Genomic DNA, 25477 nt, shown 5'->3' with positions numbered 1-25477 from the left:
ACCTATGGCGCTTACAAAAGCTGAAATGTCAGAATATCTGTTTGATAAGCTTGGGCTTAGCAAACGGGATGCCAAAGAGCTGGTAGAGCTGTTTTTCGAAGAGATCCGTCGTGCTCTGGAAAATGGTGAGCAGGTAAAACTCTCCGGCTTTGGCAATTTTGATTTGCGAGACAAAAACCAACGTCCGGGCCGTAACCCGAAGACGGGGGAAGATATTCCCATTACAGCCCGCCGCGTGGTGACCTTCAGACCCGGACAGAAGTTAAAAAGCCGTGTCGAAAACGCAACGCCCAAAACAGAGTAATATGAACTAACTAAAAAGGCCGCTTTCGCGGCCTTTTTTCTTTGCTCTCGCTGGCAAACCCGCCGTAAAATCAATTACATCTCACGCTAATAAAACCGTACACATGCTTGATTTTGCCCATCGCCAACAGCGTTCCGATCGACGCCGCCTGCTTTTGCTGGTACTGCTGCTTTTTGTTGCCGCCGGTTTCAGCCTGTGTGCTGGCGACCAGTGGCTAAGCCCGGCACGCTGGTTTGGTCCTGAAGGGCAGCTTTTCGTCTGGCAAATTCGTCTGCCGCGCACGCTGGCGGTGATCCTGGTCGGTGCCGCGCTGGCGCTCTCAGGCACCATTATGCAGGCGTTGTTTGAAAACCCTCTGGCAGAGCCGGGGCTGCTCGGTGTCTCAAATGGCGCCGGTGTAGGGCTGATTGCCGCGGTGATGCTCGGCGGTGGGGCGCTTTCCCCCTGGGGCGTTAGCCTCAGCGCCATTCTCGGGGCATTGCTGATCACCCTTATTCTCCTGCGCTTCGCACGACGCCATTTATCAACCAGTCGGCTGCTGCTTGCCGGGGTTGCGTTGGGGATCATCTGCAGCGCGTTGATGACCTGGGCGGTCTACTTCTCCACCTCGTTCGATCTGCGTCAGCTGATGTACTGGATGATGGGCGGGTTTGGCGGCGTAGACTGGCGGCAGGGCTGGCTGATGGTGCTGCTGGTCCCGGTCATACTGTGGGCGGGCGTGCAGTCGCAGCCGCTGAATATTCTCGCTCTTGGTGAAACCTCAGCCCGCCAGCTCGGGATGCCGATTGGCGTCTGGCGCAACGCGCTGGTGATTGCAATCGGCTGGCTGGTGGGAGTGAGCGTGGCGCTGGCGGGGGCGATCGGCTTTATCGGGCTGGTTATCCCGCACATGCTGCGTCTGTGTGGCATCACCGACCATCGAATCTTACTTCCCGCCTCGGCAGTGGCCGGTGCGGCAACGCTGCTGGTGGCGGATATCATCGCCAGGCTCGCCCTGAACGCCGCTGAGTTGCCCATCGGTGTGGTCACCGCCACGCTGGGCGCGCCGGTGTTTATCTGGCTACTATTAAAAGCTGGACGTTAAATCGATAACCTGAGGAAATGCTATGCAGTCTGATATTCTGAATACCGAAGTGACCACCATCGACGGGGACAAAACCACCCTGGAACGCTACAAAGGCAACGTGTTGCTCATTGTGAACGTGGCGTCTAAATGTGGTCTGACGCCGCAGTATGAGCAGTTGGAAAACATTCAGAAAGCCTGGGAGAAAGACGGCTTTACCGTACTGGGCTTCCCGTGCAATCAGTTCCTGGGTCAGGAGCCGGGCAGCGAAGAGGAGATCAAAACGTTTTGCAGCACCACCTATGGCGTGACGTTCCCGATGTTCAGCAAAATTGATGTGAATGGCGAAAATCGTCACCCGCTGTATGCCAAACTGGTGGCCGCCGCGCCGACCGCCGTGGCACCGGAAGGCAGTGGCTTTTACGAGCGTATGGCCAGCAAAGGGCGAGCACCGCTCTATCCGGACGATATCCTGTGGAATTTCGAAAAATTCCTGATTGGTCGTGACGGCCAGGTCGTTCAGCGTTTTTCTCCGGATATGACGCCTGAAGATCCTATCGTCATGGAGTCAATCAAGCTGGCGCTGGCGAAATAATGACGCAGCTGATGCAGCTCACGGACGTTGCCGAGACGGGGCGTCTGGAGCCGGTGACGGCGGCCATCCGTGCAGGTGAAATCCTGCATCTGGTGGGGCCGAACGGGGCAGGGAAGAGTACGCTGCTGGCGCGCATGGCGGGGCTGACATTCGGGCCAGGCTCGATCACCTTGCACGATAGCCCCCTGAGTGACTGGTCGGCGGTCGCGCTGGCGCACCGGCGGAGCTACCTTGTTCAGCAGCAGGTCCTGCCGTTTGCGATGCCGGTCTGGCACTATCTGATGCTGCATCTGCACGATAAACAGCAGACCGCGCTGCTCACCGAAGTGGCGGCAGCGTTGGGGTTAGAGGACAAACTTTCCCGGCATGCCAGCCAGCTTTCCGGTGGCGAGTGGCAGCGCGTCCGTCTGGCGGCGGTGATCCTTCAGATCCATCCGGCGGGCAACCCTCACGGGCGACTGTTGTTGCTGGACGAGCCGATGAGCGGTCTGGACGTGGCGCAACAGGCGGCGCTGGACACGCTCCTCAGCGCACTGTGTCGACAAGGCATTGCCGTGGTGATGAGCAGCCATGACCTTAACCATACGCTGCGCCATGCGCACAGCGTCTGGCTTCTGGCGCGCGGGAAGATGATTGCCAGCGGCACGCGCGATAGCGTCCTTACGCCGCCAAATCTCGCTCGTGCTTACCATATGCCGTTCCGCAGGCTGGATATCGAAGGACATAAGATGCTGATTTCTACCGCACACGAGTAACCGTTTCTTGCCTGTTAGCGCCATTGCACGCTAAATTACGAAAAGAATAAAAAAAGCAGAGGATTCGTCTGGACATGCGATTCTGGTTTCTCATGGTGGCAGCGTTATTTCTTGCGGGATGCAGTAGCCATCGCGCACCGCCGCCTAACCCACGACTTTCAGATTCAATCACCGTGATTGCCAGCCTGAACGATCAGCTGAGCAACTGGCGCGGGACACCGTATCGCTACGGTGGCATGAGTCGCGGTGGGGTGGATTGCTCCGGCTTTGTGCTGATGACGTTCCGGGATAAGTTTGATTTGCAGCTTCCACGCGAAACGCGCAAACAGGCTGAAATCGGTACCGAAATTGATAAAGATGAGTTGTTACCCGGCGACCTGGTTTTTTTCAAAACCGGCTCGGGTGAAAGTGGTCTGCATGTTGGCATTTATGATACGGATAACCAGTTTATTCATGCCTCGACCAGTCGTGGGGTGATGCGTTCTTCCCTCGATAATGTTTACTGGCGTAAAAATTTCTGGCAGGCACGACGTATTTAGTCCGCCACCGACCACGCATTTCTGACGGCATGGCACAATTAAACCATGCCGTTTTTTTGCAAATAAGATGATTAAAGTTAAATTTACAACAAATTACTTATGTCCTTATGTGTCTGTTTTATCTAAAACTGGCTATTACGCAGCAACCAGGATAAGATTATTTTAGATTCAGGGATAAATCTGAAAATTAATACGGATCTAATGAAATTAAACTTATTAAAATCAAGACAGTGGAATTGTGTCAGCAATTGCTCCAGGATGTCCTCTCTCATCTTTAATGCGGGGCGAGTGCAATGATTATTACGTTAGATAATGCCTACCAGTCTGAACTGTTGCTCCAGCCTGCCCGCAATAATGCCGGTGAGCTTAAAGGATTAGAGGTGACGGTTAACTTTACTGGCGTCGGCAGCGATGTACGGATCCCCACTGAACTCGTTATCCCACGTCTGACACCGGCAGAAGAGTTAGCGCTGTTTCAAGAAAAACTGCAATTGCTTGATACCTGCAAACTGTTTTTTATTCAGCATCAGTTAATTGCATGGATCAATATTACACCTGTAATAGTTGAGTTTTTATTAAGTAATGGGAACGCTGTTTCAATACTTGAGCGTTATCCGTTTCTTGAGTTTACTGTTAATGAGAATTATCCAGGTTTAAATAACGGAAAAGACGATCCTGAACTGGCGAGAATGGCGATTCATTTTCCGCTGGTACTGGCAAACTTTGGTGCCGGTGAAGCCTCGCTTAAAGCCGTTTATGATGGTTTGTTTAAACGTGTCATTCTGGACAAAGGGTTTATCCAGCAGCACGCGGCAGCGCTTTCTTTTGAGCCCTTTATGCGTGCTATTCTGTGGCAAATAACGTCACATTGTCAGTCTGTGCTCGTCGCCGGTATTGACGATCATGCCCTGTTGCAGCGCGTTTTATCCTTCAACTTTGGTGCCATGCAGGGGGCGCTGTGGCCTGCCGTAACTGCAGAGCGCGTCACCACGCTGGTTCAGTGATAACCCTTTCTTTCGCCCGTGTTTAAGTCCGGGTAAACCCTCTACACTAAAAGCAGGAGGACTTATGACCCTGTCTTTTACTGCGCACTGGCATGACGAGTTGCCGGGTTTTTATACCGCACTCAAACCAACACCATTACATCATTCCCGTCTTGTCTGGCATAACGATTCGCTGGCGAACGACCTGGCTATCCCACCGGAAATGTTCCAGCCTTCAGACGGCGCGGGCGTCTGGGGAGGGGAAACGCTGCTCGATGGCATGCAGCCCCTCGCTCAGGTCTATAGCGGACACCAGTTTGGCGTCTGGGCGGGACAGCTGGGGGACGGCCGTGGGATCCTGCTCGGCGAACAACAGCTTCCCGGCGGAGAGACGGTCGACTGGCACCTGAAAGGGGCGGGTCTCACACCCTATTCACGCATGGGCGACGGGCGCGCGGTACTGCGCTCAACCATCCGTGAAAGTCTGGCGTCGGAAGCGATGCATGCGCTGGGTATTCCCACCACGCGCGCGCTGACGATAGTGACCAGTGACACCCCGGTGGTTCGCGAAACGGTAGAGAAAGGCGCGATGCTGATGCGCATTGCGCAAAGCCATCTGCGTTTCGGCCATTTTGAACACTTTTATTATCGCCGCGAGCCGGAAAACGTACGCCAGCTTGCCGATTACGCCATCCGACGGCACTGGCCGCAGTTACAGGACGAGGCCGACAAATACCACCTCTGGTTCCGGGATGTGGTTGCCCGCACGGCAATCATGATTGCCCGCTGGCAGTCCGTAGGCTTTGCTCATGGCGTGATGAACACCGACAACATGTCAATTCTGGGGCTGACCTTTGATTACGGTCCGTTTGGTTTTCTCGATGACTATCAGCCGGGGTATATCTGCAACCACTCGGACTATCAGGGGCGCTACAGCTTTGACAATCAGCCGGCGGTGGGGCTGTGGAATCTGCAGCGTCTGGCACAATCTCTGTCGCCGTTTATCGACGTTGATGCCCTGAATGATGCGCTCGACGGCTATCAGGAGACATTGCTGCGCGAATACGGCACGCTGATGCGCAACAAGCTGGGGCTGATGACGCAGGAGAAGGGCGATAACGCTATTCTGAATGGCTTGTTTGCGCTCATGGCGCGTGAGGGCAGCGACTATACCCGTACCTTCCGTATGCTCGGCCAGACAGAGCAGCATAGCGCCGCCTCACCGCTGCGCGATGAGTTTATCGACCGACAGGCGTTTGACGACTGGTTTGCCACTTACCGCGCGCGCCTGCAACAAGAGCAGGTGGATGACGCGACCCGGCAGGCGCAGATGAACGCGGCGAACCCGGCGATGGTCTTGCGCAACTGGCTGGCGCAGCGGGCGATTGAGCAGGCGGAGCAAGGTGAGTATGCAGAATTACACCGGCTGCACGTAGCGTTGCGCACGCCGTTTGCCGACCGGGACGACGATTATGTCAGCCGCCCGCCTGACTGGGGCAAGCGGCTGGAGGTCAGCTGCTCAAGCTAATGTTTTGGCCGGGAAGCACAGGCTTGCCCGGCCGATACGTCACTGGGAGACCCACCCGCCGTCCATATTCCACGCCGCGCCCCGCACGTGCACGGCGCTGTCGCTACATAAAAACAGCGCCAGTTCACCCAGCTGTTCTGGCGTAACAAACTCTCCTGATGGCTGTTTCTCCGCAAGCAACTGCTCGCGCGCCCGATCCGCAGGCACACCTTCTGCGATACGTTTGTCGATCTGCTGCTGAACCAGCGGCGTAAGCACCCATCCCGGGCAGATGGCGTTAGCAGTAATACCGGTGCGGGCAGTCTCCAGCGCCAGGGATTTTGTAAAACCGACCACCCCGTGCTTGGCGGCGACATAGGCTGACTTCTCTTTTGACGCCACCAGCCCATGCACGGAGGCGATATTAATGATGCGTCCCCAGTTTTTCTCGCGCATTGCAGGCAGCGCCAGTCGGCTGGTGTGAAACACCGACGACAGGTTAATGGCAATAATGTCGTTCCATTTCTCCACCGGGAACGCCTCAACCGGGGCGACATGCTGTATCCCGGCATTATTGATAAGAATATCCACTCCGCCGAACTGCGTGTCGGCGTAGCGCATCATCGCATCGATTTGCAGAGCGTCACGCAGATCTGCAGCGTGATAGCCCGGTTTTTTCCCCAGCCGGGCGATCTCTTCTCTTGCTGCGTCACTGTCGCCAAAACCGTTAAGGATCAGCTGCGCTCCGGCCTTTGCCAGTACGCGGGCGATGCCCAGACCAATACCGCTGGTCGAGCCGGTCACCAGCGCCGTTTTACCGTTCAGATTCATTTTATTCTCCTTACACAATGCCGGTGAGATAGAACACGGCAATGACAAAAAGCACCGCCAGACTTTTGATGATCGTGATGGCGAAAATACCGCCATAGGCCTGACGATGGCTAAGACCGGTGATGGCCAGCAGCGTAATCACCGCGCCGTTATGGGGGAGTGTATCCATGCCACCGCTGGCCATAGAAGCCACCCGGTGCAGGACCTCCAGCGGAATATTCGCGGCATGGGCGGCGGCGACAAAGCTGTCTGCCATGGCCGCCAGCGCAATGCTCATCCCACCTGAAGCCGAACCGGTGATCCCGGCGAGAACGGTCACGCTGATCGCTTCATTCAGTAACGGGTTCGGAATAGCCGCCAGCGCGTGGGATAAGACCAGAAAGCCGGGCAGGGCGGCGATAACTGCACCGAAACCATATTCCGAGGCGGTATTCATCGCCGCCAGGATCGCGCCGCTCACTGCCGTCCGGCTGCCTTCCGCCAGACGTCCCCGGATGTTGCGAAAACCAAAGATCAGCACCAGCACGATACCGGAAATCAGCGCAGCTTCCACGGCCCAGATGGCGGTGATCTTGCTGACCTCGGTCACAATCGGCTTTGCCAGTCCGGGCAGGGTCAGCTCGTGGCTGGTGCCATACCAGCCGGGGATCCAGCGGGTAAACAGCAGGTTGAGGATCCCCACCACCAGCAGGGGGGAAATCGCAATCAGCGGATGGGGAAGGTTAATGTTGTCCGGCGTTTCCGGTTCGTTTTTCAGATCCGTGCCGTAACCTTCATTGTTATTGAGCGCTTTCCGCCGCTGGCGCTCCAGCCAGAGCAGGCCAAAGCAGATAATAAACAGCGAGCCAATCAGCCCCAGCCAGGGGGCAGCCCAGGCATTAGTGCCGAAGAAGCTGGTGGGGATAATATTCTGGATCTGCGGCGTGCCGGGCAGGGCGTCCATGGTGAACGAGAACGCCCCCAGCGCCACGGTCGCCGGGATCAGCCGTTTGGGGATCCCGCTCTGGCGAAACAGTTCGGCGGCGAAAGGATAAACGGCAAACGCCACCACAAAGAGCGACACGCCGCCGTAGGTTAACAGTGCGCAGACCAGCACAATCACCGGAATGGCGTGGCGGCGGCCAAGGATTTGAATCGCTGCGGCAACAATGGCGCGTGAGAAGCCGGAGAGTTCAATCAGCTTGCCAAACACGGCGCCCAGCAGGAACACCGGGAAGTAGAGCTTGACGAAGCCCACCATCTTTTCCATAAACAGGCCGGTAAACGTCGGGCCGACAGCGCCCGGGTCGGTTAACAGCACGGCACCCAGCGCCGCAATGGGCGCAAAAAGAATAACGCTATATCCGCGATAGGCCGCCAGCATCAGCAGCGCCAGCGCCGCCAGGGCAATTAACACACTCATTGCGACTCCTTACTGTTGTTATATTCGGGTACTCACGAGAGGTTTAACGCTCGACGGTCAGCGCAATGCCTTGCCCGCCGCCTATGCACAGAGTGACCAGCCCTTTTTTGGCGTCACGGCGCTGCATCTCATGCAGCAGCGTCACAAGGATCCGACAGCCGGATGCACCAATCGGATGGCCCAGCGCGATAGCGCCACCGTTAACGTTCACCTTGCGCGCATCCCAGCCAAGCAGGTTACCAACCGCCAGCGCCTGCGCGGCAAAAGCTTCGTTGGCTTCGATGAGATCCACCTCATCCAGCGTCCAGCCTGCCCGCGCCAGCGCGGTCTGGCAGGCGCTGACGGGGCCGATGCCCATTACGGACGGGTCGACCCCGGTAACGGCGTAGCTCACGATCCGGCCCAGCATCGGTAGTCCGCTCGCCTGTGCTTTTTCTTCGCTCATCAGCAACACCGCGGCGGCGCCATCGTTCAGGGTGGAGGCATTCCCCGCCGTGACCGTGCCGTCCTCCTGGCGAAACGCGGGGCGCAGTTGCGCAAGCTGTTCTGCGGTGGTTCCTGGCCGGGGTTGTTCGTCATGACGAATCACCAATGGCGGCTTCTTGCCCTGTTTCACCGTTACCGGGGTAATCTCGGCCTCAAAGCGAGCAGATTCGATGGCAGACGCCGCCTTTTGCTGTGACCCGGCGGCGAAGGCATCCTGCTGCTCGCGTGAAATGCCGTGCTGCCGGGCGACGTTTTCCGCGGTGATCCCCATGTGGTAATCGTTAAACGCATCCCACAGGCCGTCGACGATCATGCTGTCCTGCAGGCCCGTGTGGCCAAAACGCAGCCCGGAACGGGCGCCATCCAGCAGGTAAGGGGCATTGCTCATGCTCTCCTGACCGCCCGCGATCACCACCTCTGCGTCTCCACAGCGGATAGCCTGTGCCGCAAGCTGTACCGCCTTCAGCCCCGCGCCGCAGACCAGATTGACCGTGGTGGCAGGGGTACTGACGGGCAGTCCGGCGGCGATAGCCGTCTGACGTGCCGGGTTTTGTCCGCAGCCTGCCGTCAGCACCTGCCCAAAAATCAGTTCGTCTGTGTCACCTGCCGAAAGCGAGCTCTCCTCAAGCAGGCGGCGCACCGCGACAGCACCAAGTTCAACGGCGGAAAGGGGAGAGAGCGAACCGCGAAAACTGCCAATCGGCGTTCGCGTTGCCCCGACTATCATGACGTTTTTCATGTTGAGTCCTCAGCTAAAGCGCATTTCGCGAACGTCGTCCGCCACGATGATTTTTCCGGCAGTTTTGCTGACGATCTCGTCAATGCCGACGCCGGGGGCGTATTCACGCAGAATGAACGCACCGTCTTTAATTTCCAGCAGGGCCAGGTCGGTTAACACCCGGCGGATGCAGCCCACGCCGGTGAGCGGTAGCGTGCAGCGCGACAGCAGTTTGGACTCACCGCTCTTCGACGCGTGGGTCATCACTACAATGATGTTCTGCGCCCCGGCGACAAGATCCATGGCGCCGCCCATGCCTTTCACCATCTTTCCGGGGATCATCCACGAGGCGATGTTGCCTTCCACGTCCACCTCAAACGCCCCGAGCACCGTGAGGTCGACGTGACCCCCCCGGATCATGGCGAAGGACTGGGCCGAGTCGAAAATGGCGGCACCGGTTCGCGCGGTGACGGTCTGCTTACCGGCGTTAATCATGTCGGCATCAAGGCTCTGCGCATCGGGAAATTCCCCCATCCCCAGCAGTCCGTTCTCTGACTGGAGCATCACGTCCATGCCGGCCGGGATGTAGTTCGCCACCAGCGTCGGGATACCGATCCCCAGGTTGACGTAGTAACCGTCGCGCAGTTCGCGGGCGACGCGCATGGCCATCTGTTCGCGGGTTAACATGGTCAGACTCCCTCTGCGCGCAGCGTGCGCTGTTCAATGCGTTTCTCAAACTGGCCGACAATCAGCCTGTCGACATAAATTCCCGGGGTGTGAATGGCGGACGGCGGCAGCTCACCCGGCGGGACAATCTCTTCCACCTCCACCACGGTTATCCGTCCTGCGGTGGCCATTAGCGGGTTGAAATTTTGCGCGGTGTGGCGGTAGATAACGTTGCCGTACCAGTCCGCTTTCCAGCCTTTGATCAGCGCAAAATCGCCGGTAATAGCCTCTTCAAGGATGTAGTGCTTACCGGCAAACTGACGTACCTCTTTCCCGGCGGCCACGGGCGTGCCATAGCCGGTGGCCGTGTAAAATGCCGGAATACCGGCCCCGCCCGCGCGCACCTTTTCGGCCAGCGTGCCCTGGGGCGTCAGCTCAACCTCCAGCTCGCCGCTCAGCACCTGCTGTTCGAACAGCGCGTTCTCGCCGACGTAAGACGCTACCACCTTCCGCACCTGGCGTGTCTCCAGCAGCAGCCCGAGCCCGAAACCATCCACGCCGCAGTTGTTCGATACCACCGTCAGGCCCTGCACCTGACGGCGTTTGACTTCCGCAATCAGATTTTCAGGAATACCGCACAGGCCAAAGCCGCCCGCCAGCAATGTCATCCCGTCCGTCAGCCCCTCCAGCGCCTGCGCATAGCTGCCGACGCGTTTATCCAGTCCTGCCATAGCCATCCCTCCTGTTGTCCGTGGCGGTATCATTGGGGGCGACGACTCTTTTGTTAATTTTGAATTTGTGACCCACTCATTTGGTTTTTTTATTAATTTCCTGTTAACTAAATTTTTTCAATTAGTTAACAGGATGAAAAATGAGAATGAGTGTCAAACAGTTACGCGCGTTTTTAGCGGTAGCTCACACTCTCAATTTTGCGCACGCCAGCGAACGGTTAAATCTTTCTCAGCCAGCCCTCAGCCTGACGATTAAAGGGCTGGAGGATGCGCTGGGGGGCCCGCTGCTGCAGCGAAGCACGCGTAAGGTCACCCTGACGCAGGAGGGCGAAACCTTTTTACCGATGGCGCGGCAGCTGCTGGCTGACTGGGATAACGTTGAAGAGGCAATGCACCAGTGCTTTACGCTGCAGCGCGGCAAAATCTCGGTCGCGGCCATGCCGTCTTTTGCGGCTAACGTCCTGCCGGAGGTGCTGAAAGCGTTTCGCGATCGCAATGCCGGGATCAACGTCACCGTGCATGATGTCATCAACGAACAGGTAATTGAGATGGTGCGGGAAGGGCGGGTCGAGATGGGGATCGCCTTTGAACCGGCGCCGACGCATAACCTGCTGTTTACGCCGCTGGGCCTCGACCGGTTTGTCGCCATTGTGCCGAAAGCGTCCCCCCTTGCGATGAAAAAACGCCTCTCCTGGAATGAACTGCTGACGCTGGATTTCATTACCCTGCAGCGCCCCTCGGCGGTGCGCCTGATGATGGAAGAGGAGCTGGCCCATAGCGGCCGCAAGCTGGAGGTGGCGCTGGAGAGCCATCAGCTGGTGACGGTAGGAAGGATGGTCGCCAGCGGGCTGGGCGGCAGTGCCGTACCGGCGCTGTGCGAGGCGCAGATGACATCGCTGGGTGCGGTCTGTATTCCGCTGGACAGCCCGCCGATAGAAAAATGTATCGGGGTGATCCATCCAGGGCACACGCAGCTCTCAAAAGCGGCGCATGCCCTGCTGGAAACCCTGAAAGATTTTTATCAGCCCGGTCAGGGGGCGAGAAACACCTGCGGTGCGGCATGAGCCGGGTGTCGGCCAACGTGCACCTGCGCGCCGTACCAGCGCGTCAGCGTATCGGCCTGCAGAACCGCCTCCGGGGCTCCCTGAGCGACCATTTTGCCGTTATGTAACAGCAGGATCCGATCCGCCCACAGCGCCGCCAGATTGAGATCGTGCAGCACCACACAGACATGCAGATGCCCCCGACGGGTCAGGGAAGAGAGCAGGCGCAGCAGATGCTGCTGGTGGTAAAGATCCAGCGCGGACGTGGGTTCATCCAGAAACAGCCAGCCGCGCGGCGCACCGTCGCACCAGAGCTGTGCCAGTGCGCGGGCGAGTTGAACGCGTTGCTGCTCCCCGCCGGAGAGCGCCGCAAACTGCCTGCCCGCCAGCGGTAAACAGCCGGAGATAGCCATCACCTCCTCAATCACCGACGCCTCAGGGCGGCGCGTCCACGGCGCACGCCCCATCCCGATCACCGCTTCTACCGGCCAGTCGAATCCGAGCTGGGTATTCTGGCGCATGACCGCCCGGTAGCGGGAGAGTCTGTCCGGCGGCCAGGCCGCAAGCGGCGTTCCCGCCAGACTGCACCGTCCGCTCGCGGGTTTGAGATAGCCGGTAAGCAGGCGTAACAAGGTCGATTTCCCGGCACCGTTGGGGCCAATCAACGCCACCAGTTCGCCCTGAGAGAGGGTCAGCGACACGTCGTCGATCAGCGTCCGTTGTCCGGCGTGAAAGACAATATTTTCCGCACAGTAGCGTTCAGCCATGCGCACCTCCGCGACGAAAGATAAGCCACAGGAACCACGGCGCACCGAGAAGACTGGTCAATAAACCGACCGGCATTTCCGCCGGGGCGACCAGGGTACGCGCCAGCGTATCGGCAGCCAGCAACAGTAACGCACCGGCCAGCACCGAGCCGGGGATCACCGCCCGGTGGTCGGCCCCCAGCCACATGCGCACCAGGTGTGGCACCACCAGGCCAATAAAGCCGATGACGCCGCTGACGGCCACCGCGGCGGCCACCAGCAGGGCGCTGCACAGCAGCAGGAGCCGCTGCACAACGGCTACCTCCACCCCGAGGTAGTGCGCCTCTTCTTCGCCAAGCTGCAGCAAATTAAGCGCGCCAGCCAGACGCCAGATAACCAGCACGGTGGGAACCATCAGCGAGCAGACGGCCAGCAGCGTTGACCACTGGGCCTGACCGAGGCTGCCCATGCCCCAGAGTGAGAGCTGGCGAAGCTGGGCATCATTACTGAGCCATGACAGCACGCCGACGGCCGCCCCGCACAGGGCATTGATGGCAATCCCCACCAGCAGCAGTCGCGACAGGGAACTGTCACGCTGCCGGCTGAGCAGGAAAATGACGAATGTGGCGGCCAGCGCGCCGAGAAACGCCGCCAGCATCGGGGCGTACAGCATCACCAGCGCGGGCAGCGAGAGCGGAATAACCACCCACAGCGCAACGGCGAGTGCTGCGCCGCTGCTGATCCCCAGCAGGCCCGGATCGGCCAGCGGGTTACGAAACAGTCCCTGCATCACACAGCCCGCCAGCGCCAGTGAGCCGCCGATTGCCAGCGCCAGCAGCACGCGGGGCAGGCGGATCGTCAGCCAGATCTGACGCAGCGCGTCGTCGCTGCCGGTCCACAGCAGGCTGACCGGCAGGCGCAACGCGCCCACACCGCTGGCCGCCAGCGTCATGACGGCCAGCAGCGCGGCCAGCAACCACAATGCCAGTACGGCGCGTCGGGACATCAGGGCAGTTGCTCCGCTTTACGGCGTAACTGCTGGATCGCCTGTGGCGTTCGCACGCTAAAGCCCAGCAGCGCCATATCGTCGATGGCCAGCATCTGCCGGTGACGTCCCGCTGGCGTTTGCGCCAGACCGGGCAGTTGCCACACCGCATCCGCCCCACCCAGAGCGTTCACGCCATCCTGCGAGATCACCACCAGGTCGGGCTGACTGGCGATAACGCCTTCCTGAGACAGCGGCTGATAGCGAGTGAAGCCCTGCATCGCGTTCTGCAGCCCTGCCGCACGAATGACAGCATCCGCTGCGGTTTGTTGCCCGGCGGCCATCGCGGTCATCCCGCCGTGGTTGAGAATAAACAGCACCCGTTTATTGAGCGGTGACACGGGAAGCGCCGACAGCGCCTGACGCAGCGAGTTGCGCAGGGTTTTCCCTTCTGCCTCGCGGTGCGTCGCCTCAGCGATAACCCGAACCTTTTCATCGATAACACTGAGGTCATTGCCTGCCGGAACGGTGATCACCCTGACGTGACTCTGCTCTACCTGTTTTAACGCCAGAGACGGCTGTGCCTGTGCACTGGCCAGTACCAGCGTGGGGCGCATGGACAAAATGCCTTCGGCATTCAGCTGGCGCAGATAGCCCACGTCCGGCAGCGTGTTCGCCGCCTGTGGCCACTGGCTGGTGCTGTCGCGTGCCACCAGCGAAGACGCAGCGCCGAGCGCATAGACAATCTCGGTGACGTCGCCGCCGAGCGCGACGATTTTCTCCTGTGGCGCAGCAAATGCAAGCAGCGGCAGGGCGCTGATCAGGGCAAGCCATTTTTTCATGCGGCCAGCCCTTTTGCCGTTAAGGCGTCGATCTGGCTGCGCCACTGACTCTGCTCGGGTTCGCCTTCGCTCCGCTGGCCGTACAGCTGGGCAATCTGCGTGCCGTCGGCGGCAAACAGCTCCAGGCTGGTGACATGTCCGTCAGCCGTCGGTTTGCGCGTGACCCAGGATTCGGCGATGGCGCCTTCCAGCAGATGGAGGGTGAAAGCCGGGTTGAAGATGTTCAGCCAGCCCTTCATCGGCATCAGTTTTTCCACCACGCCGGTGAAGATCTGCACGCAGCCGCGGTTGCCGACGAAAATCATAATTTCGTTCCCGTCCTGGCGTGCCGTTTCCAGCAGCTGGGCCAGTGCGGTGTTGTCGACCCTGCAGGCCAGATCGTCGCCCACCAGGCGAAACGCCTGTTGACGGCTGAGGTTGTGGCGCTTGAGCAGGCTGAAGAACTGATGCACGTCGGTCATGGCACGCCACTCTGTGTCCACGAGCGAGGCGTCCGGGTTTTCAGCGTGAGCCGGGACATCGGCCGTTTTCAACGCCAGCGGCGGATTCCCGGCAAAGATAAAGCGGGTGAGCAGATCGCCCCAGGCGGTGAGGTCGGTGTTATCCGTGGCGTAAACCTTCAGCAGGGCGTCGCCCTGGTGGTCGAAGAACTGAATGCTCTGCCGCTCGCCGTGGGCGGTGGCCTCGCTGATATGAAATACGCTCGCCCACTGGTTAAGGAACAGGCGCAGATCCAGCGCGCGCGGGTTGAGGATCAGCCCGGCGTGGCCGCTCAGGTGTTGATGGGTAAAGGCGCCGACCTGCTCGTGAACGGCGTAGTCGTTGCGGCAGATGCATTTGGTTTCGCCCACCGCTTCCAGCGCGGCCAGGATCTCGCGGACGTCACCGCGCAGGCGCCAGGCGTCATGGCCCACACGGGCGAAGGTCAGCTCGGCTTCGCTGATGTTCATTAAACCTGCAATGTCGCGCGCGTACTTACCCGGATTTTCGTCTTTTAGCTCAAGCCAGCGTGTGTAGTGATTCATTGTCTTTTCCTCTCAAAGCATTGCCCCGGGCAGCCGGGGCGGGGATTACCATTGATAACTGACGAAAATCTTCCCGTTTCGGCCATCCTGCGGAATGCCCTGTGGCGACCAGTATTGTTTGTCGAAGGCGTTGCCCAGCACCAGCGTGGTGGTGACGCCTTTAAGCTGCGCCTGGCCGGTGTAGCTCACGTAGAAATCGTTAACCGCGTAGCCGGGCTGCTCGCTGTAGCTGCTGCTGATGTGCGTTGAGCGATCGACAAAGGTGCCGATCCAGCCGACGGAGAAGCCGCTTTGTGCCAGCGGAACATCCAGCTTGCTGGTGACGGTATCCGGGTTGATGCTGGAAATATACTCGCCCGTGTCGGTATCTTTTCCGCGCGTGCGGTTATAGGCGAGGTCGAGGTTGAACAGGTCGGCGGAGTATTTCGCCATCACGTCCCAGCCCCAGATTTTGGCGTTCGGGACGTTATATGACATGGTGGTCGCCGCCGCAAAATCGACGGTAGTGGAGATGTAGTCTTTGGCGTTGGTATCGAAATAGCTGGCTTTAAACTCCAGCGCATCGTTGGCCAGCATCAGATCATCAAAGCGCAGACCAAAACCATACTCCTGCGTTTCGTTGGTTTCCGGGCGCAGATTGGGGTTGGGCACCCAGTAGTTGGTATAGAAGCGGCCAATGGAGAAGTGTTTGGCGTCGTTATACATTTCGCCCATGGTTGGCGCGCGGAACGCCTGCGCGTAAGAGCCGAACAGCATCAGCCAGTCGGTCGGGCTGACGGTTAACCCGGCGCGGGAGGACCACTTATCGGCATCCACATCCTTGTAGCCGTCGCTGCTGCCGCGGTAGTTGTCGTAGCGCGTGCCGCCAAGAAGGGTCACGGGGAGGTCGCGCAGGGTGATTTCATCCTGCAGCCAGCCGGAGCTGAAATCGATTTGTGCCTGGGGGAAGCCCGTTGTTGCCCCGCCCGGGCGTTGCTCCTGACGATAATACTCACCGCCGTAGGTCAGCAGATGTGAGGCAAAGGAATCGCTGAACAGGCGGGTGCGGTTCTCCACTTTGCCGCCTTTGGTGGTCTGTTTGCGAAACTCACCGCTGCCGTCGATGTTCTGGGCGTTGATACGCGCTTCGGACCAGTAAATTTTCGCGTCGGCGTTCAGCCAGTCGTTACCCTGTGGAGCAAGGTGATAGCCGAGCTGCGCGTCACGCTGGATGGTGGAACGGTTGGTCAGCGGGTTACTGCTGCTGTCTGCTGTACTGGTTTGCGGGTTTTTCGGCTCCTGTGCGGCATTGTTGTAATAGCGCAGGGAGCCGCTCAGGCTCTGGGCCGCGTCGATTTTCCAGCTGCCCTTCGCCAGCATGTTCTGAATGGATTCGTCGTTCGGGGCGGTGGTGCCGTCACTCTGGCGCAGATCGCCACGATCCCGGCTCGACCAGGAGACCAGCCCGTCCAGGGTATCGGTGCGGCCATAGGCGCTGGCCCCCATGCCGATGCTGTGATCGCCCGTCGCACCGGTAGCGAACACGCGATAGCCGCTGTTTTTACCCGGCTCAAGCAGATCTTTGGCATCGACGGTGTCATAGGCAATCACACCGCCCAGCGCGCCACTGCCGTATAGCAGGGCCGACGGACCGCGCACCACTTCGATACGTTTAATCAGCGCCGGATCGAGGAACGTGCTGTTCAGGTGGCCGGTGTCGGTTCCCTGGCGCACGCCGTCAACCAGTACCAGCACGCCGCGACGGTCATAACCGCGCAGGTTAACGTCCTGGCCGTTGGTACGTCCGGTGCCATCGAGCGTCAGGCCGGGGACGTTACGCAGCAGGTCGGCTGCCGAGCTGGCAGTTTGTTTATCCGGTGTGCTGGCGTCAATCACGCTCACCATCATGGGGGCTTCGAAGGCGCTACGGGCGTTACCCGTGGCGGTCACGGTCATTTCATCTGTGGTAGCAAACGCGACGCCCGGCAGGGTGCTGACAATCGCTAGCGCCAGAAGTGACGGACGTAAAGGCGCGGAAGGCAGGTGTGGCATAGCAACTCTCCATTAAGAATTGAAAGCGCTGGCTGCCTGGGGTTCACCTGGGTGGCTGGCGGAGTTTTTGTGTTGTTTATTTTGTGAGGATCAATTTTCCGGCATGGGTCTGGCGCAGCAGGTAGCGTTGACCGTCATGCTCGATAATGACCCGTCCCTCATCGCCCAGCAGGGTTTTGCTGTCAATGCGACGCTCGGCGGGGGCGGATGCTGTGTCTGTTTTTGGCGGCGTTGCCGCAGTGTTATCCGTACGTGACATAATGTTTATAAATAACAATCAATGTAACAATGATAATCATTATCAATAAACTGCAAATTCGCGGCAAGCGTTTTTGTGAAAAAAGGGTGAGAGGATCAAATTTGTGGGTGAAGTGCGGTCAGATGCCCTCACCCCGACCCTCTCCCACAGGGAGAGGGAGAAGGGCACGGATCGTAGGCCGGGTAAGCGCAGCGCCACCCGACAATAAGATCAGAAGCGCGAATCTACCGCAGACGCCAGTTTCTCCAGCAGCAGTTCGCTGTCTTCCCAGCTCAGGCACGGGTCGGTGATCGACTGGCCGTAAACCAGCGGCTGACCCGACACGATTTTCTGCGTGCCTTCGCGGATAAAGCTTTCGGCCATAATGCCCGCAATGGCGCTTGAACCGCTGCGGATCTGCTGGCAGATCTCATCGCAGACATCCAGCTGGCGACGGTGCTGTTTCTGACAGTTACCGTGGCTGAAGTCCACCACCAGATGTTCCGGCAGATCGAACTCGGCCAGCGTTTCACAGGCCGCGGCGATATCCCCGGCGTGATAGTTCGGTTTCTTGCCGCCGCGCATAATGATATGCCCGTACGGGTTACCGCTGGTCTGGTAGATGGTCATCTGGCCGCTCTTATCCGGCGAGAGGAACATGTGGCTGGCACGCGCAGCGCGGATCGCATCGACCGCAATCCGGGTGTTGCCATCGGTTCCGTTTTTAAACCCGACCGGGCAGGAGAGGGCAGAGGCCATTTCACGGTGGATCTGGCTCTCGGTGGTCCGCGCGCCAATCGCGCCCCAGCTGATCAGATCGGCGATAAACTGGCCGGTCACCATATCGAGAAACTCGGTGGCCGTGGGAACGCCCAGCTCGTTCACCTGCAAAAGCAGCTTACGTGCCAGCTCAATCCCATGGTTAACGCGATAGCTGCCGTTGAGATCGGGGTCTGAAATTAATCCTTTCCAGCCCACCACGGTACGGGGTTTTTCAAAGTAGGTCCGCATCACGATCTCAAGGCGATGCTGGTGTTGTTCCCGCAGCCCCTGTAGCCGTTTTGCATAATCCATCGCCGCGTCCAGGTCATGGATCGAGCAGGGGCCAATTACCACCAGAAGACGTTTGTCTTCACCATTAAGAATTTTTTCAATGCGTCGGCGCGAGGCCGTAACATGCTCCGCAACGCCTGCGGAAAGTGGATGCCGCTGTGCCAGTTCAGCCGGTGTAACCAGGCTGTCAATGCGCGCTGTGCGGAGTTCGTCGGTTTTATTCATGGAATGTCTCAGAAATTTTTTGCTTCATCGGCAGACTACCGGGAAGTGATGGGCATCACCTTAAACCAATCCCTGCTGATTTCAAGTTCGGGGCGGCTCCGCCCCGAGGATGTGGTGGATGATACCTGAATCTGAGTTAATGTACTAGCATATTAGTACATGCGGCGATTAAGACCCATGATGTCGAGAATTTTGGTGGCGATCTCTTCGACCGAATAGTTGGTGCTGTTCAGCCAAGGGATCTGGTTTTTGCGGTACAGCGCTTCCACTTCGGAGACCTCCATTCGACACTGGCGCATGGAGGCGTAGCGGCTGTTCTCGCGGCGCTCTTCGCGGATGGCGGCAAGGCGCTCCGGATTAATGGTCAGCCCGAACAGCTTGTGCTGCAGCGGCTTCAGGGCGGCAGGCAGCACCAGATTGTCCATATCATCGGCAATGAACGGGTAGTTGGCGGCACGAATACCAAACTGCATCGCCAGGTAGAGGCTGGTAGGGGTTTTGCCGCAGCGCGAGACGCCCAGCAAAATGACCTGCGCCTGGTCGAGGTTTCGCAGCGAGATGCCGTCGTCATGCGCCAGGGTGTAGTCAATGGCGGCGATACGCGCATCGTATTTGGTCAGGTTGCCAGGGTTCAGCCCGTGGGTTCGGTGGGCGATGGGGGTCGGGTCGAGCTTCAGCTCGCTCTGCAGCGGGGCCACCAGCGCCTGCACGATATCCTGACAAAAGCCTTCGCTTTGCAGAATGATGTTGCGAATTTCCGGGATCACGATGGAGTAGAACACCAGCGGGCGTACGCCCGTCTGCTGGTAAATGGCATCAATCTGGTCCTTGACCGCCCGCGCGCGGCTCTCATTTTCCACAAACGGCAGCGTGATGCTGTTAATCGAAACGGGGAACTGTGACATCACCGCATGCCCCAGCACCTCGGCGGTAATCGCCGTACCATCAGAAATATAAAAAACGTGGCGATCGACAGCATTATCCATTTTATCCACCCTGAATATCGGACCTAATTGTCTGAAAGCATAAATTAAAAAAGTTAATTGCACAGCAAAGAAGTTATCTGAATTTAAAATGAAATGGTGTTTTTGATTTTCCTGAAAAGTGGATTTCATTTTTCAAATAGCGACGCCATTTTTGTGGTTTTTGGCTGAATATATAGGAATCATCGGCTTATCCGGTGGAGGGAAAGTATCCGAAAAGTTGAAAATTTAAATTGCTTACACGATTCACCGTTTTTTTAGCGTAAATAAATATGCCAGTATAAATACGTAGACAGGTGTTTCTTACTCCGATCAAATATCACAAAAGGATTGTTTCGATGTCCAACAATGGCTCGTCACCGCTGGTGCTTTGGTATAACCAACTCGGCATGAATGATGTAGACAGAGTTGGGGGCAAAAATGCCTCCCTGGGTGAAATGATTACAAATCTGTCCGGTATGGGTGTCTCCGTACCAAACGGGTTTGCCACGACCGCCGATGCGTTTAACCTGTTTTTAGACCAGAGCGGTGTAAACCAGCGCATTTACGACCTGCTGGATAAAACGGATATTGATGACGTTACCGAGCTTGCTAAAGCCGGGGCGCAGATCCGCCAGTGGATTATCGACACACCTTTCCAGCCGGAACTGGAAAAAGCCATTCACGATGCGTACAACCAGCTCTCCGCTGATGATGCGCAGGCCTCTTTCGCCGTGCGCTCCTCGGCAACCGCAGAAGACATGCCGGATGCCTCGTTCGCCGGACAACAGGAAACCTTCCTGAACGTTCAGGGGTATGACGCGGTGCTGGTGGCGGTGAAACACGTGTTCGCCTCCCTGTTTAACGATCGCGCTATCTCCTATCGCGTGCATCAGGGCTATGACCATCGCGGCGTCGCGCTCTCTGCGGGCGTACAGCGTATGGTGCGTTCCGACGTGGGCTCTTCCGGCGTGATGTTCTCCATTGATACCGAGTCCGGCTTCGACCAGGTGGTATTCATCACCTCCGCGTGGGGTCTGGGTGAGATGGTGGTGCAGGGTGCCGTGAACCCTGACGAATTCTACGTCCACAAACCGACGCTTGCCGCCAACCGTCCGGCGGTGGTTCGTCGCACCATGGGCTCGAAAAAAATCCGCATGATCTATGCCCCGACCCAGGAGCATGGCAAGCAGGTGAAGATTGAAGATGTACCGCAGGAGCTGCGCGACCGCTTCTCCCTGACCGACGCCGAAGTGCAGGAGCTGGCGAAGCAGGCGGTGCAGATTGAAAAACACTACGGCCGTCCGATGGACATCGAATGGGCCAAAGATGGTCACACCGGCAAGCTGTTCATCGTCCAGGCGCGCCCGGAAACGGTTCGCTCCCGCGGCCAGGTGATGGAGCGTTATACCCTCCACGCGCAGGGCAAAATCGTGGCGGAAGGTCGCGCGATTGGTCACCGCATTGGTGCCGGTCCGGTGAAAGTGATCCACGATATCAGCGAGATGAACCGTATTGAACCGGGCGACGTGCTGGTAACCGACATGACCGACCCGGACTGGGAACCGATCATGAAGAAAGCCGCGGCTATCGTCACCAACCGCGGTGGCCGTACCTGTCACGCGGCGATCATCGCCCGCGAGCTGGGGATCCCGGCGGTTGTCGGCTGCGGTGACGCAACCGAACGCATGAAGGACGGACAGAACGTGACCGTCTCCTGTGCCGAAGGGGATACCGGCTACGTGTATGCTGACATCCTTGACTTCAGCGTGAAAAGCTCCAGCGTCGATACCATGCCGGACCTGCCGCTGAAGATCATGATGAACGTCGGTAACCCGGACCGCGCGTTTGACTTCGCCTGCCTGCCGAACGAAGGCGTGGGCCTGGCGCGTCTGGAATTTATCATCAACCGTATGATTGGCGTTCACCCGCGCGCGCTGCTGGAGTTTGACGACCAGGACGCAAAGCTGCAGAACGAAATCCGCGAGATGATGAAAGGCTACGACTCGCCGAAAGAGTTTTATGTTGGCCGTCTGACCGAAGGGATCGCGACGCTCGGTGCGGCGTTTTATCCGAAGCGCGTGATCGTGCGTCTGTCGGACTTTAAGTCTAACGAATACGCCAACCTGGTGGGCGGCGAGCGTTACGAGCCGGAAGAAGAGAACCCGATGCTGGGCTTCCGTGGGGCCGGACGTTATGTCTCCGACAGCTTCCGCGACTGCTTCGCGCTGGAATGTGAAGCGGTAAAACGCGTGCGCAACGACATGGGGCTGACTAACGTTGAGATCATGATCCCGTTCGTACGTACCGTGGACCAGGCGAAAGCGGTGGTGGACGAGCTGGCGCGTCAGGGGCTGAAGCGCGGCGAAAATGGGCTGAAGATCATCATGATGTGTGAGATCCCGTCCAACGCCCTGCTGGCAGAGCAGTTCCTGGAGCACTTCGACGGCTTCTCTATCGGTTCGAACGACATGACGCAGCTGACGCTGGGTCTGGACCGTGACTCCGGCGTGGTCTCTGAGCTGTTCGACGAACGCAACGAGGCGGTGAAAGCCCTGCTGTCGATGTCCATCCGTGCGGCGAAGAAACAGGGTAAATACGTCGGGATTTGTGGCCAGGGCCCTTCTGACCATGAAGACTTCGCGGCCTGGCTGATGGAAGAGGGGATCGACAGTCTTTCCCTCAACCCGGACACCGTGGTGCAAACCTGGCTGAGCCTGGCTGAACTGAACAAGTAACGTCTTCCGTATCTGAAAAGGCGAGGGAAATAATCCTCGCCTTTTTTATTTCCGCTTATATTTGCTCCCCATCACAAATAAATTAAAAAACCAAATATCATAATTTGTCTGTTAATTTAGACAATTGTTAGCACACAAAGGGTTGCTAATACTTGAGCCTTACCGCGCAAATCAACACGATTTTGCGCAACTGGTTGAAATACGTTTTAACCTGATAAAAAGGCAAATAACAAATGACAATCTCCTCTGTACTGCGTACCAAAGATAAAATAGGTTATGGCTTAGGTGATATGGCCAGTGCGCTGGTCTGGCAAACAGCGACGTTATTTCTTGCTTATTTCTATACAGACGTTTTCGGTTTACCTGCGGCCATTATGGGCACCATGTTTTTAGTGGTGCGCGTGGTCGATGCCTTTATTGATCCCTGTATCGGCGCGCTGGTGGATCGCACCCAAACGCGTCACGGTCGTTTCCGTCCTTGGCTGCTGTGGTTTGCCATTCCGTTTGGCGTAAGCTGCCTCATTACGTTCTACGTTCCCGACGTCGGGCCCACGGCGAAAATCGTCTATGCCTGTGTGACCTACGGGATTTTAAGCCTCATCTATTCCGCCATTAACGTCCCTTACTGCGCCATGCCGGGCGCGCTGACGCTGGATCCGCGTGAGCGCCATTCGCTGCAGTCGTGGCGCTTTGGCCTGTCGTTTATCGGCGGGTTGATTGTGACGGTTATCGCTTTGCCGTTGGTTTCGCATCTTGGACAGGGCAACGTACAGAAAGGCTATTTCTATGCCATGAGCCTGATGGGATTACTGGGGATTATTTTATTCTTCTGCTGCTTCCTGATGACCCGCGAGCGCTATTCTCCGCGGAATGATACTTCTGGCTCCATGCTCACCGATTTAAAACTGCTGGCCGGGAACAGCCAGTGGCGAATTGTGTTCCTGTTTAATATTTTGCTGTTAACGGCGGTCGTGACGCGCGGCTCTGCCACGATGTATTACGTGAATTATGTGCTGTTGCGCCCGGAACTGGTGTTTGCCTTTATCGTCTCCGGGATGGTGGCCTCCTTAAGTGGCGCATTATTATCCGAACGGCTGCTGGGGAAATTTGACCGCGTTCGCGCTTATCAGTGGACCATTATTTCCTTCGTGATTTTTGGGGCGCTGATCTTCTTCCTGCCGCCTTCACAGGTCTGGCTGATTTTCGGCCTCAATATTGTCTTTAGCTTCATCCAGAACCTGACCACGCCGCTGCAGTGGACCATGTTCTCCGATGTGGTCGACTATGAAGAGCACCGCAGCGGTCGCCGGCTCGATGGTCTGGTCTTCTCCACCGCGCTGTTCGCCATCAAATTTGGTCTGGCGTTGGGTGGGGCAGTGGTGGGTTGGGTGCTCGGGATGGTGGATTACGCGCCAGGCCAGGCAACCCAGACGCCGCACGTACTCACGACCATTAACGCACTGTTTACCCTCATTCCGTGCGTGCTGTTCCTCTGCATGGTCGCGCTACTTGCCATCTACAAACTCAACAGTCGGCTGGTGGATACCATCGCCCGCGAACTGGCCAGCAAGCGCGACGTGCGGCCAGAAGCAGGGCAACTCAGCCCGGCTGCCCCTTCCGCCCTACAGGAGTAAAACATGACTGCAATCTATAAGGACGCGGGACGTCCCGTGCACGAGCGCGTCGCCGACTTGCTGGCACGCATGACCCCGGAAGAGAAGTTCGCCCAGATGCACGCGTACTGGCTGATCCTCGATGAAAACGGCAACCACCGTGAACGCAGCGACTTGAGTGACGAATTCGCGGGGGTGAGTGAACAGGCCTCGCTCAGCGAACGGCTTAAGCTGGGCGTCGGGCAGATCACCCGTCCGCTGGGTACCCATATCGTTGATGCGCAAACCGGCGTGCGCGCCGCCAACCGTCTGCAGCGCATGATGATGGAAGAGACGCGGCTCGGCATTCCGGCGCTGTTCCATGAGGAGTGTCTGGTGGGGTTGTTGTGCAAAGCGGCCACGCTGTTCCCGTCATCGCTCAACTACGGTTCAACCTGGGATCCGGCGCTGGTGCAGCGGGCAGCCGAGCAGATAGGCAAAGAGGCGCGGTCCGTGGGCTGCCAGCAGGGGCTGGCCCCGGTGCTGGATGTCTCCCGCGATGTGCGCTGGGGGCGCACGGAAGAGACCTTTGGCGAAGATCCCTGGCTGGTGGGCGTGATGGCCACGGCCTACGTTAAAGGGCTGCAGGGCGATAAACGCGATCTGCTGGCCACGCTTAAGCACTATGTGGGCCACTCGTTCAGCGAGGGAGCGCGCAACCATGCCCCGGTTCATCTGGGCTTTAGCGAACTGAATGATACCTTCCTGCTGCCGTTTGAAATGGCGGTGAAGCTGGCCAATGCCGGGTCGGTGATGCCTGCCTACCACGATATCGACAATCAGCCGGGGCACAGTGACCACTTCCTGCTGACCACCGTCCTGCGCGAACAGTGGGGCTTTGACGGGATCGTTGTGGCGGACTATGGCGGCGTCAGCCTGCTACATCAGCATCACGGGGTCTCGCATGATGCGACCGAATCCGCCGCGCTGGCCTTTAATGCCGGGCTTGATGTTGAGCTGCCGAAAGATGACTGCGCCCGCCATCTGGCCGAGGCCGTCGAGCGTGGTCTGATCTCCATGGCGAAAGTGGACGAGATTGTAGGACGCGTGCTGACCGAAAAATTCCGTCTCGGCCTGTTTGAAAACCCGTATGCCGATGAAAGCGGCATTGATTTGCAAAATGAGACTACCCGGCAGGTTGCACGTGAGGTGGCGACCCGTTCGCTGACGCTGCTGGAGAATAACGGCATTTTGCCTCTCGGCGGCAAACCCCGCGTGGCGGTGGTGGGCCCCACGGCGGACGATCCGCTGGCGTTGCTCAGCGGCTACAGCTTCCCGGTGCATTTGATTATCAGCGATATGGGGCTTTGTTGAATAAATCAGATTTCGGGTAAGTCTCCCCCGTAGCGGGTTGTGT

At 58.2% G+C, this 25477-nt stretch carries 23 protein-coding genes and 1 pseudogene; 11 read left to right on the top strand and 13 right to left on the bottom strand.

Features of this window, described 5'->3' with window-relative positions; genetic code table 11:
• Positions 1–4: 4 nt before the first annotated feature.
• The 7 genes from ihfA (at position 5) to selO (ending at position 5767) form a co-directional block, all read left to right on the top strand.
• The gene (ihfA, locus tag HX884_RS10200; RefSeq protein WP_013097001.1) at positions 5–304 is read left to right on the top strand and encodes an integration host factor subunit alpha; all 300 of its coding nucleotides are present in this window, start codon (positions 5–7) and stop codon (positions 302–304) included.
• Positions 305–407: 103 nt separating this feature from the next.
• Positions 408–1388, top strand: a complete 981-nt coding sequence (gene btuC / locus HX884_RS10195) for a vitamin B12 ABC transporter permease BtuC (RefSeq protein ID WP_038419164.1) — start codon at positions 408–410, stop codon at positions 1386–1388.
• Between the two features lie 22 nt (positions 1389–1410).
• Entirely contained in the window at positions 1411–1962 is a 552-nt protein-coding gene (locus HX884_RS10190; protein ID WP_020688363.1) for a glutathione peroxidase, read from the top strand.
• A complete protein-coding gene (gene btuD / locus HX884_RS10185; RefSeq protein WP_178328093.1) occupies positions 1962–2717 on the top strand; it encodes a vitamin B12 ABC transporter ATP-binding protein BtuD in 756 nt (251 codons plus the stop codon). The genes HX884_RS10190 and btuD overlap by 1 nt, the downstream gene beginning before the upstream one ends.
• Before the next feature lie 74 nt (positions 2718–2791).
• Positions 2792–3256: a C40 family peptidase gene (locus tag HX884_RS10180; RefSeq protein ID WP_023620702.1), complete on the top strand. Its 465-nt coding sequence runs from the start codon at positions 2792–2794 to the stop codon at positions 3254–3256.
• A 293-nt stretch (positions 3257–3549) separates the two neighbouring features.
• A complete protein-coding gene (locus HX884_RS10175) occupies positions 3550–4260 on the top strand; it encodes an EAL domain-containing protein (protein WP_020688361.1) in 711 nt (236 codons plus the stop codon).
• A 64-nt stretch (positions 4261–4324) separates the two neighbouring features.
• Positions 4325–5767 (top strand): protein adenylyltransferase SelO, encoded by a 1443-nt coding sequence (selO, locus tag HX884_RS10170; protein WP_139936856.1) that lies wholly within the window; start codon positions 4325–4327, stop codon positions 5765–5767.
• Between the two features lie 39 nt (positions 5768–5806).
• On the opposite strand, the gene HX884_RS10165 is transcribed toward selO, so the two are convergent.
• The 5 genes from HX884_RS10165 to HX884_RS10145 are packed head-to-tail and all read right to left on the bottom strand — an operon-like array spanning position 5807 to position 10580.
• Positions 5807–6577: a 3-hydroxybutyrate dehydrogenase gene (locus HX884_RS10165; protein ID WP_178328092.1), complete on the bottom strand. Its 771-nt coding sequence runs from the start codon at positions 6575–6577 to the stop codon at positions 5807–5809.
• A 10-nt stretch (positions 6578–6587) separates the two neighbouring features.
• Positions 6588–7979, bottom strand: coding sequence for a GntP family permease (locus HX884_RS10160; RefSeq protein ID WP_178328091.1), 1392 nt, complete (start codon positions 7977–7979; stop codon positions 6588–6590).
• A gap of 43 nt (positions 7980–8022) precedes the next feature.
• Positions 8023–9204: an acetyl-CoA C-acetyltransferase gene (locus tag HX884_RS10155; protein ID WP_058684484.1), complete on the bottom strand. Its 1182-nt coding sequence runs from the start codon at positions 9202–9204 to the stop codon at positions 8023–8025.
• Positions 9205–9213: 9 nt separating this feature from the next.
• Positions 9214–9870, bottom strand: coding sequence for a CoA transferase subunit B (locus tag HX884_RS10150; protein WP_020688356.1), 657 nt, complete (start codon positions 9868–9870; stop codon positions 9214–9216).
• Positions 9871–9872: 2 nt separating this feature from the next.
• Positions 9873–10580 (bottom strand): CoA transferase subunit A, encoded by a 708-nt coding sequence (locus HX884_RS10145; protein ID WP_020688355.1) that lies wholly within the window; start codon positions 10578–10580, stop codon positions 9873–9875.
• Between the two features lie 140 nt (positions 10581–10720).
• On the opposite strand from HX884_RS10145, the gene HX884_RS10140 reads away from it, so the two are divergent.
• A complete protein-coding gene (locus tag HX884_RS10140) occupies positions 10721–11644 on the top strand; it encodes a LysR family transcriptional regulator (RefSeq protein WP_178328090.1) in 924 nt (307 codons plus the stop codon).
• Here the strand turns inward: HX884_RS10140 and HX884_RS10135 are convergent.
• From HX884_RS10135 to ppsR, 8 genes are all read right to left on the bottom strand, one after another.
• Entirely contained in the window at positions 11611–12390 is a 780-nt protein-coding gene (locus tag HX884_RS10135; RefSeq protein WP_058679432.1) for a heme ABC transporter ATP-binding protein, read from the bottom strand. The two genes, HX884_RS10140 and HX884_RS10135, sit on opposite strands and share 34 nt — an antisense overlap.
• Positions 12383–13375, bottom strand: a complete 993-nt coding sequence (locus tag HX884_RS10130) for an iron ABC transporter permease (protein ID WP_178328089.1) — start codon at positions 13373–13375, stop codon at positions 12383–12385. Before HX884_RS10130 ends, HX884_RS10135 begins: the two co-directional genes overlap by 8 nt.
• Positions 13375–14196 (bottom strand): hemin ABC transporter substrate-binding protein, encoded by an 822-nt coding sequence (locus HX884_RS10125; protein WP_029882023.1) that lies wholly within the window; start codon positions 14194–14196, stop codon positions 13375–13377. The genes HX884_RS10130 and HX884_RS10125 overlap by 1 nt, the downstream gene beginning before the upstream one ends.
• Positions 14193–15221, bottom strand: coding sequence for a hemin-degrading factor (locus HX884_RS10120; protein WP_029882024.1), 1029 nt, complete (start codon positions 15219–15221; stop codon positions 14193–14195). The genes HX884_RS10125 and HX884_RS10120 overlap by 4 nt, the downstream gene beginning before the upstream one ends.
• 45 nt (positions 15222–15266) lie before the next feature.
• Entirely contained in the window at positions 15267–17252 is a 1986-nt protein-coding gene (locus HX884_RS10115) for a TonB-dependent hemoglobin/transferrin/lactoferrin family receptor (protein WP_178328088.1), read from the bottom strand.
• Positions 17253–17328: 76 nt separating this feature from the next.
• Positions 17329–17511, bottom strand: coding sequence for a hemin uptake protein HemP (gene hemP / locus HX884_RS10110; RefSeq protein WP_020688348.1), 183 nt, complete (start codon positions 17509–17511; stop codon positions 17329–17331).
• Positions 17512–17721: 210 nt separating this feature from the next.
• Positions 17722–18768, bottom strand: a complete 1047-nt coding sequence (aroH, locus tag HX884_RS10105) for a 3-deoxy-7-phosphoheptulonate synthase AroH (protein ID WP_038980294.1) — start codon at positions 18766–18768, stop codon at positions 17722–17724.
• A gap of 152 nt (positions 18769–18920) precedes the next feature.
• Entirely contained in the window at positions 18921–19754 is an 834-nt protein-coding gene (ppsR, locus tag HX884_RS10100) for a posphoenolpyruvate synthetase regulatory kinase/phosphorylase PpsR (RefSeq protein ID WP_023620693.1), read from the bottom strand.
• Positions 19755–20089: 335 nt separating this feature from the next.
• On the opposite strand from ppsR, the gene ppsA reads away from it, so the two are divergent.
• From ppsA to HX884_RS10085, 3 genes and pseudogenes are all read left to right on the top strand, one after another.
• A complete protein-coding gene (gene ppsA / locus HX884_RS10095) occupies positions 20090–22468 on the top strand; it encodes a phosphoenolpyruvate synthase (RefSeq protein ID WP_013096979.1) in 2379 nt (792 codons plus the stop codon).
• Between the two features lie 233 nt (positions 22469–22701).
• Positions 22702–24102 (top strand): MFS transporter, encoded by a 1401-nt coding sequence (locus HX884_RS10090; RefSeq protein ID WP_020688344.1) that lies wholly within the window; start codon positions 22702–22704, stop codon positions 24100–24102.
• 3 nt (positions 24103–24105) lie between these two features.
• Positions 24106–25422: pseudogene (locus HX884_RS10085) on the top strand (glycoside hydrolase family 3 protein); the annotation flags it as partial.
• Positions 25423–25477 lie beyond the last annotated feature (55 nt).

Origin of the sequence: Enterobacter sp. SECR19-1250 (genome assembly GCF_013391025.1) — a bacterium.
Classification (GTDB): domain Bacteria; phylum Pseudomonadota; class Gammaproteobacteria; order Enterobacterales; family Enterobacteriaceae; genus Enterobacter; species Enterobacter cloacae.
The sequence above is the reverse complement of the archived record's forward strand: the minus strand, read 5'-3'. Positions and strand labels throughout refer to the sequence as shown.

Bases quoted from the DNA above. Each gene is read 5' to 3' on its own strand.
- HX884_RS10140 (WP_178328090.1), top strand. From the start codon at position 10,721: ATGAGAATGAGTGTCAAACAGTTACGCGCGTTTTTAGCGGTAGCTCAC.
- HX884_RS10135 (WP_058679432.1), bottom strand. From the start codon at position 12,390: ATGGCTGAACGCTACTGTGCGGAAAATATTGTCTTTCACGCCGGACAA.
- HX884_RS10190 (WP_020688363.1), top strand. From the start codon at position 1,411: ATGCAGTCTGATATTCTGAATACCGAAGTGACCACCATCGACGGGGAC.
- HX884_RS10130 (WP_178328089.1), bottom strand. From the start codon at position 13,375: ATGTCCCGACGCGCCGTACTGGCATTGTGGTTGCTGGCCGCGCTGCTG.
- HX884_RS10150 (WP_020688356.1), bottom strand. From the start codon at position 9,870: ATGTTAACCCGCGAACAGATGGCCATGCGCGTCGCCCGCGAACTGCGC.
- aroH (WP_038980294.1), bottom strand. From the start codon at position 18,768: ATGAATAAAACCGACGAACTCCGCACAGCGCGCATTGACAGCCTGGTT.
- ppsR (WP_023620693.1), bottom strand. From the start codon at position 19,754: ATGGATAATGCTGTCGATCGCCACGTTTTTTATATTTCTGATGGTACG.
- HX884_RS10180 (WP_023620702.1), top strand. From the start codon at position 2,792: ATGCGATTCTGGTTTCTCATGGTGGCAGCGTTATTTCTTGCGGGATGC.
- HX884_RS10115 (WP_178328088.1), bottom strand. From the start codon at position 17,252: ATGCCACACCTGCCTTCCGCGCCTTTACGTCCGTCACTTCTGGCGCTA.
- HX884_RS10120 (WP_029882024.1), bottom strand. From the start codon at position 15,221: ATGAATCACTACACACGCTGGCTTGAGCTAAAAGACGAAAATCCGGGT.
- HX884_RS10160 (WP_178328091.1), bottom strand. From the start codon at position 7,979: ATGAGTGTGTTAATTGCCCTGGCGGCGCTGGCGCTGCTGATGCTGGCG.
- HX884_RS10090 (WP_020688344.1), top strand. From the start codon at position 22,702: ATGACAATCTCCTCTGTACTGCGTACCAAAGATAAAATAGGTTATGGC.
- selO (WP_139936856.1), top strand. From the start codon at position 4,325: ATGACCCTGTCTTTTACTGCGCACTGGCATGACGAGTTGCCGGGTTTT.
- HX884_RS10125 (WP_029882023.1), bottom strand. From the start codon at position 14,196: ATGAAAAAATGGCTTGCCCTGATCAGCGCCCTGCCGCTGCTTGCATTT.
- ppsA (WP_013096979.1), top strand. From the start codon at position 20,090: ATGTCCAACAATGGCTCGTCACCGCTGGTGCTTTGGTATAACCAACTC.
- hemP (WP_020688348.1), bottom strand. From the start codon at position 17,511: ATGTCACGTACGGATAACACTGCGGCAACGCCGCCAAAAACAGACACA.
- btuD (WP_178328093.1), top strand. From the start codon at position 1,962: ATGACGCAGCTGATGCAGCTCACGGACGTTGCCGAGACGGGGCGTCTG.
- ihfA (WP_013097001.1), top strand. From the start codon at position 5: ATGGCGCTTACAAAAGCTGAAATGTCAGAATATCTGTTTGATAAGCTT.
- HX884_RS10155 (WP_058684484.1), bottom strand. From the start codon at position 9,204: ATGAAAAACGTCATGATAGTCGGGGCAACGCGAACGCCGATTGGCAGT.
- HX884_RS10165 (WP_178328092.1), bottom strand. From the start codon at position 6,577: ATGAATCTGAACGGTAAAACGGCGCTGGTGACCGGCTCGACCAGCGGT.
- btuC (WP_038419164.1), top strand. From the start codon at position 408: ATGCTTGATTTTGCCCATCGCCAACAGCGTTCCGATCGACGCCGCCTG.
- HX884_RS10175 (WP_020688361.1), top strand. From the start codon at position 3,550: ATGATTATTACGTTAGATAATGCCTACCAGTCTGAACTGTTGCTCCAG.
- HX884_RS10145 (WP_020688355.1), bottom strand. From the start codon at position 10,580: ATGGCAGGACTGGATAAACGCGTCGGCAGCTATGCGCAGGCGCTGGAG.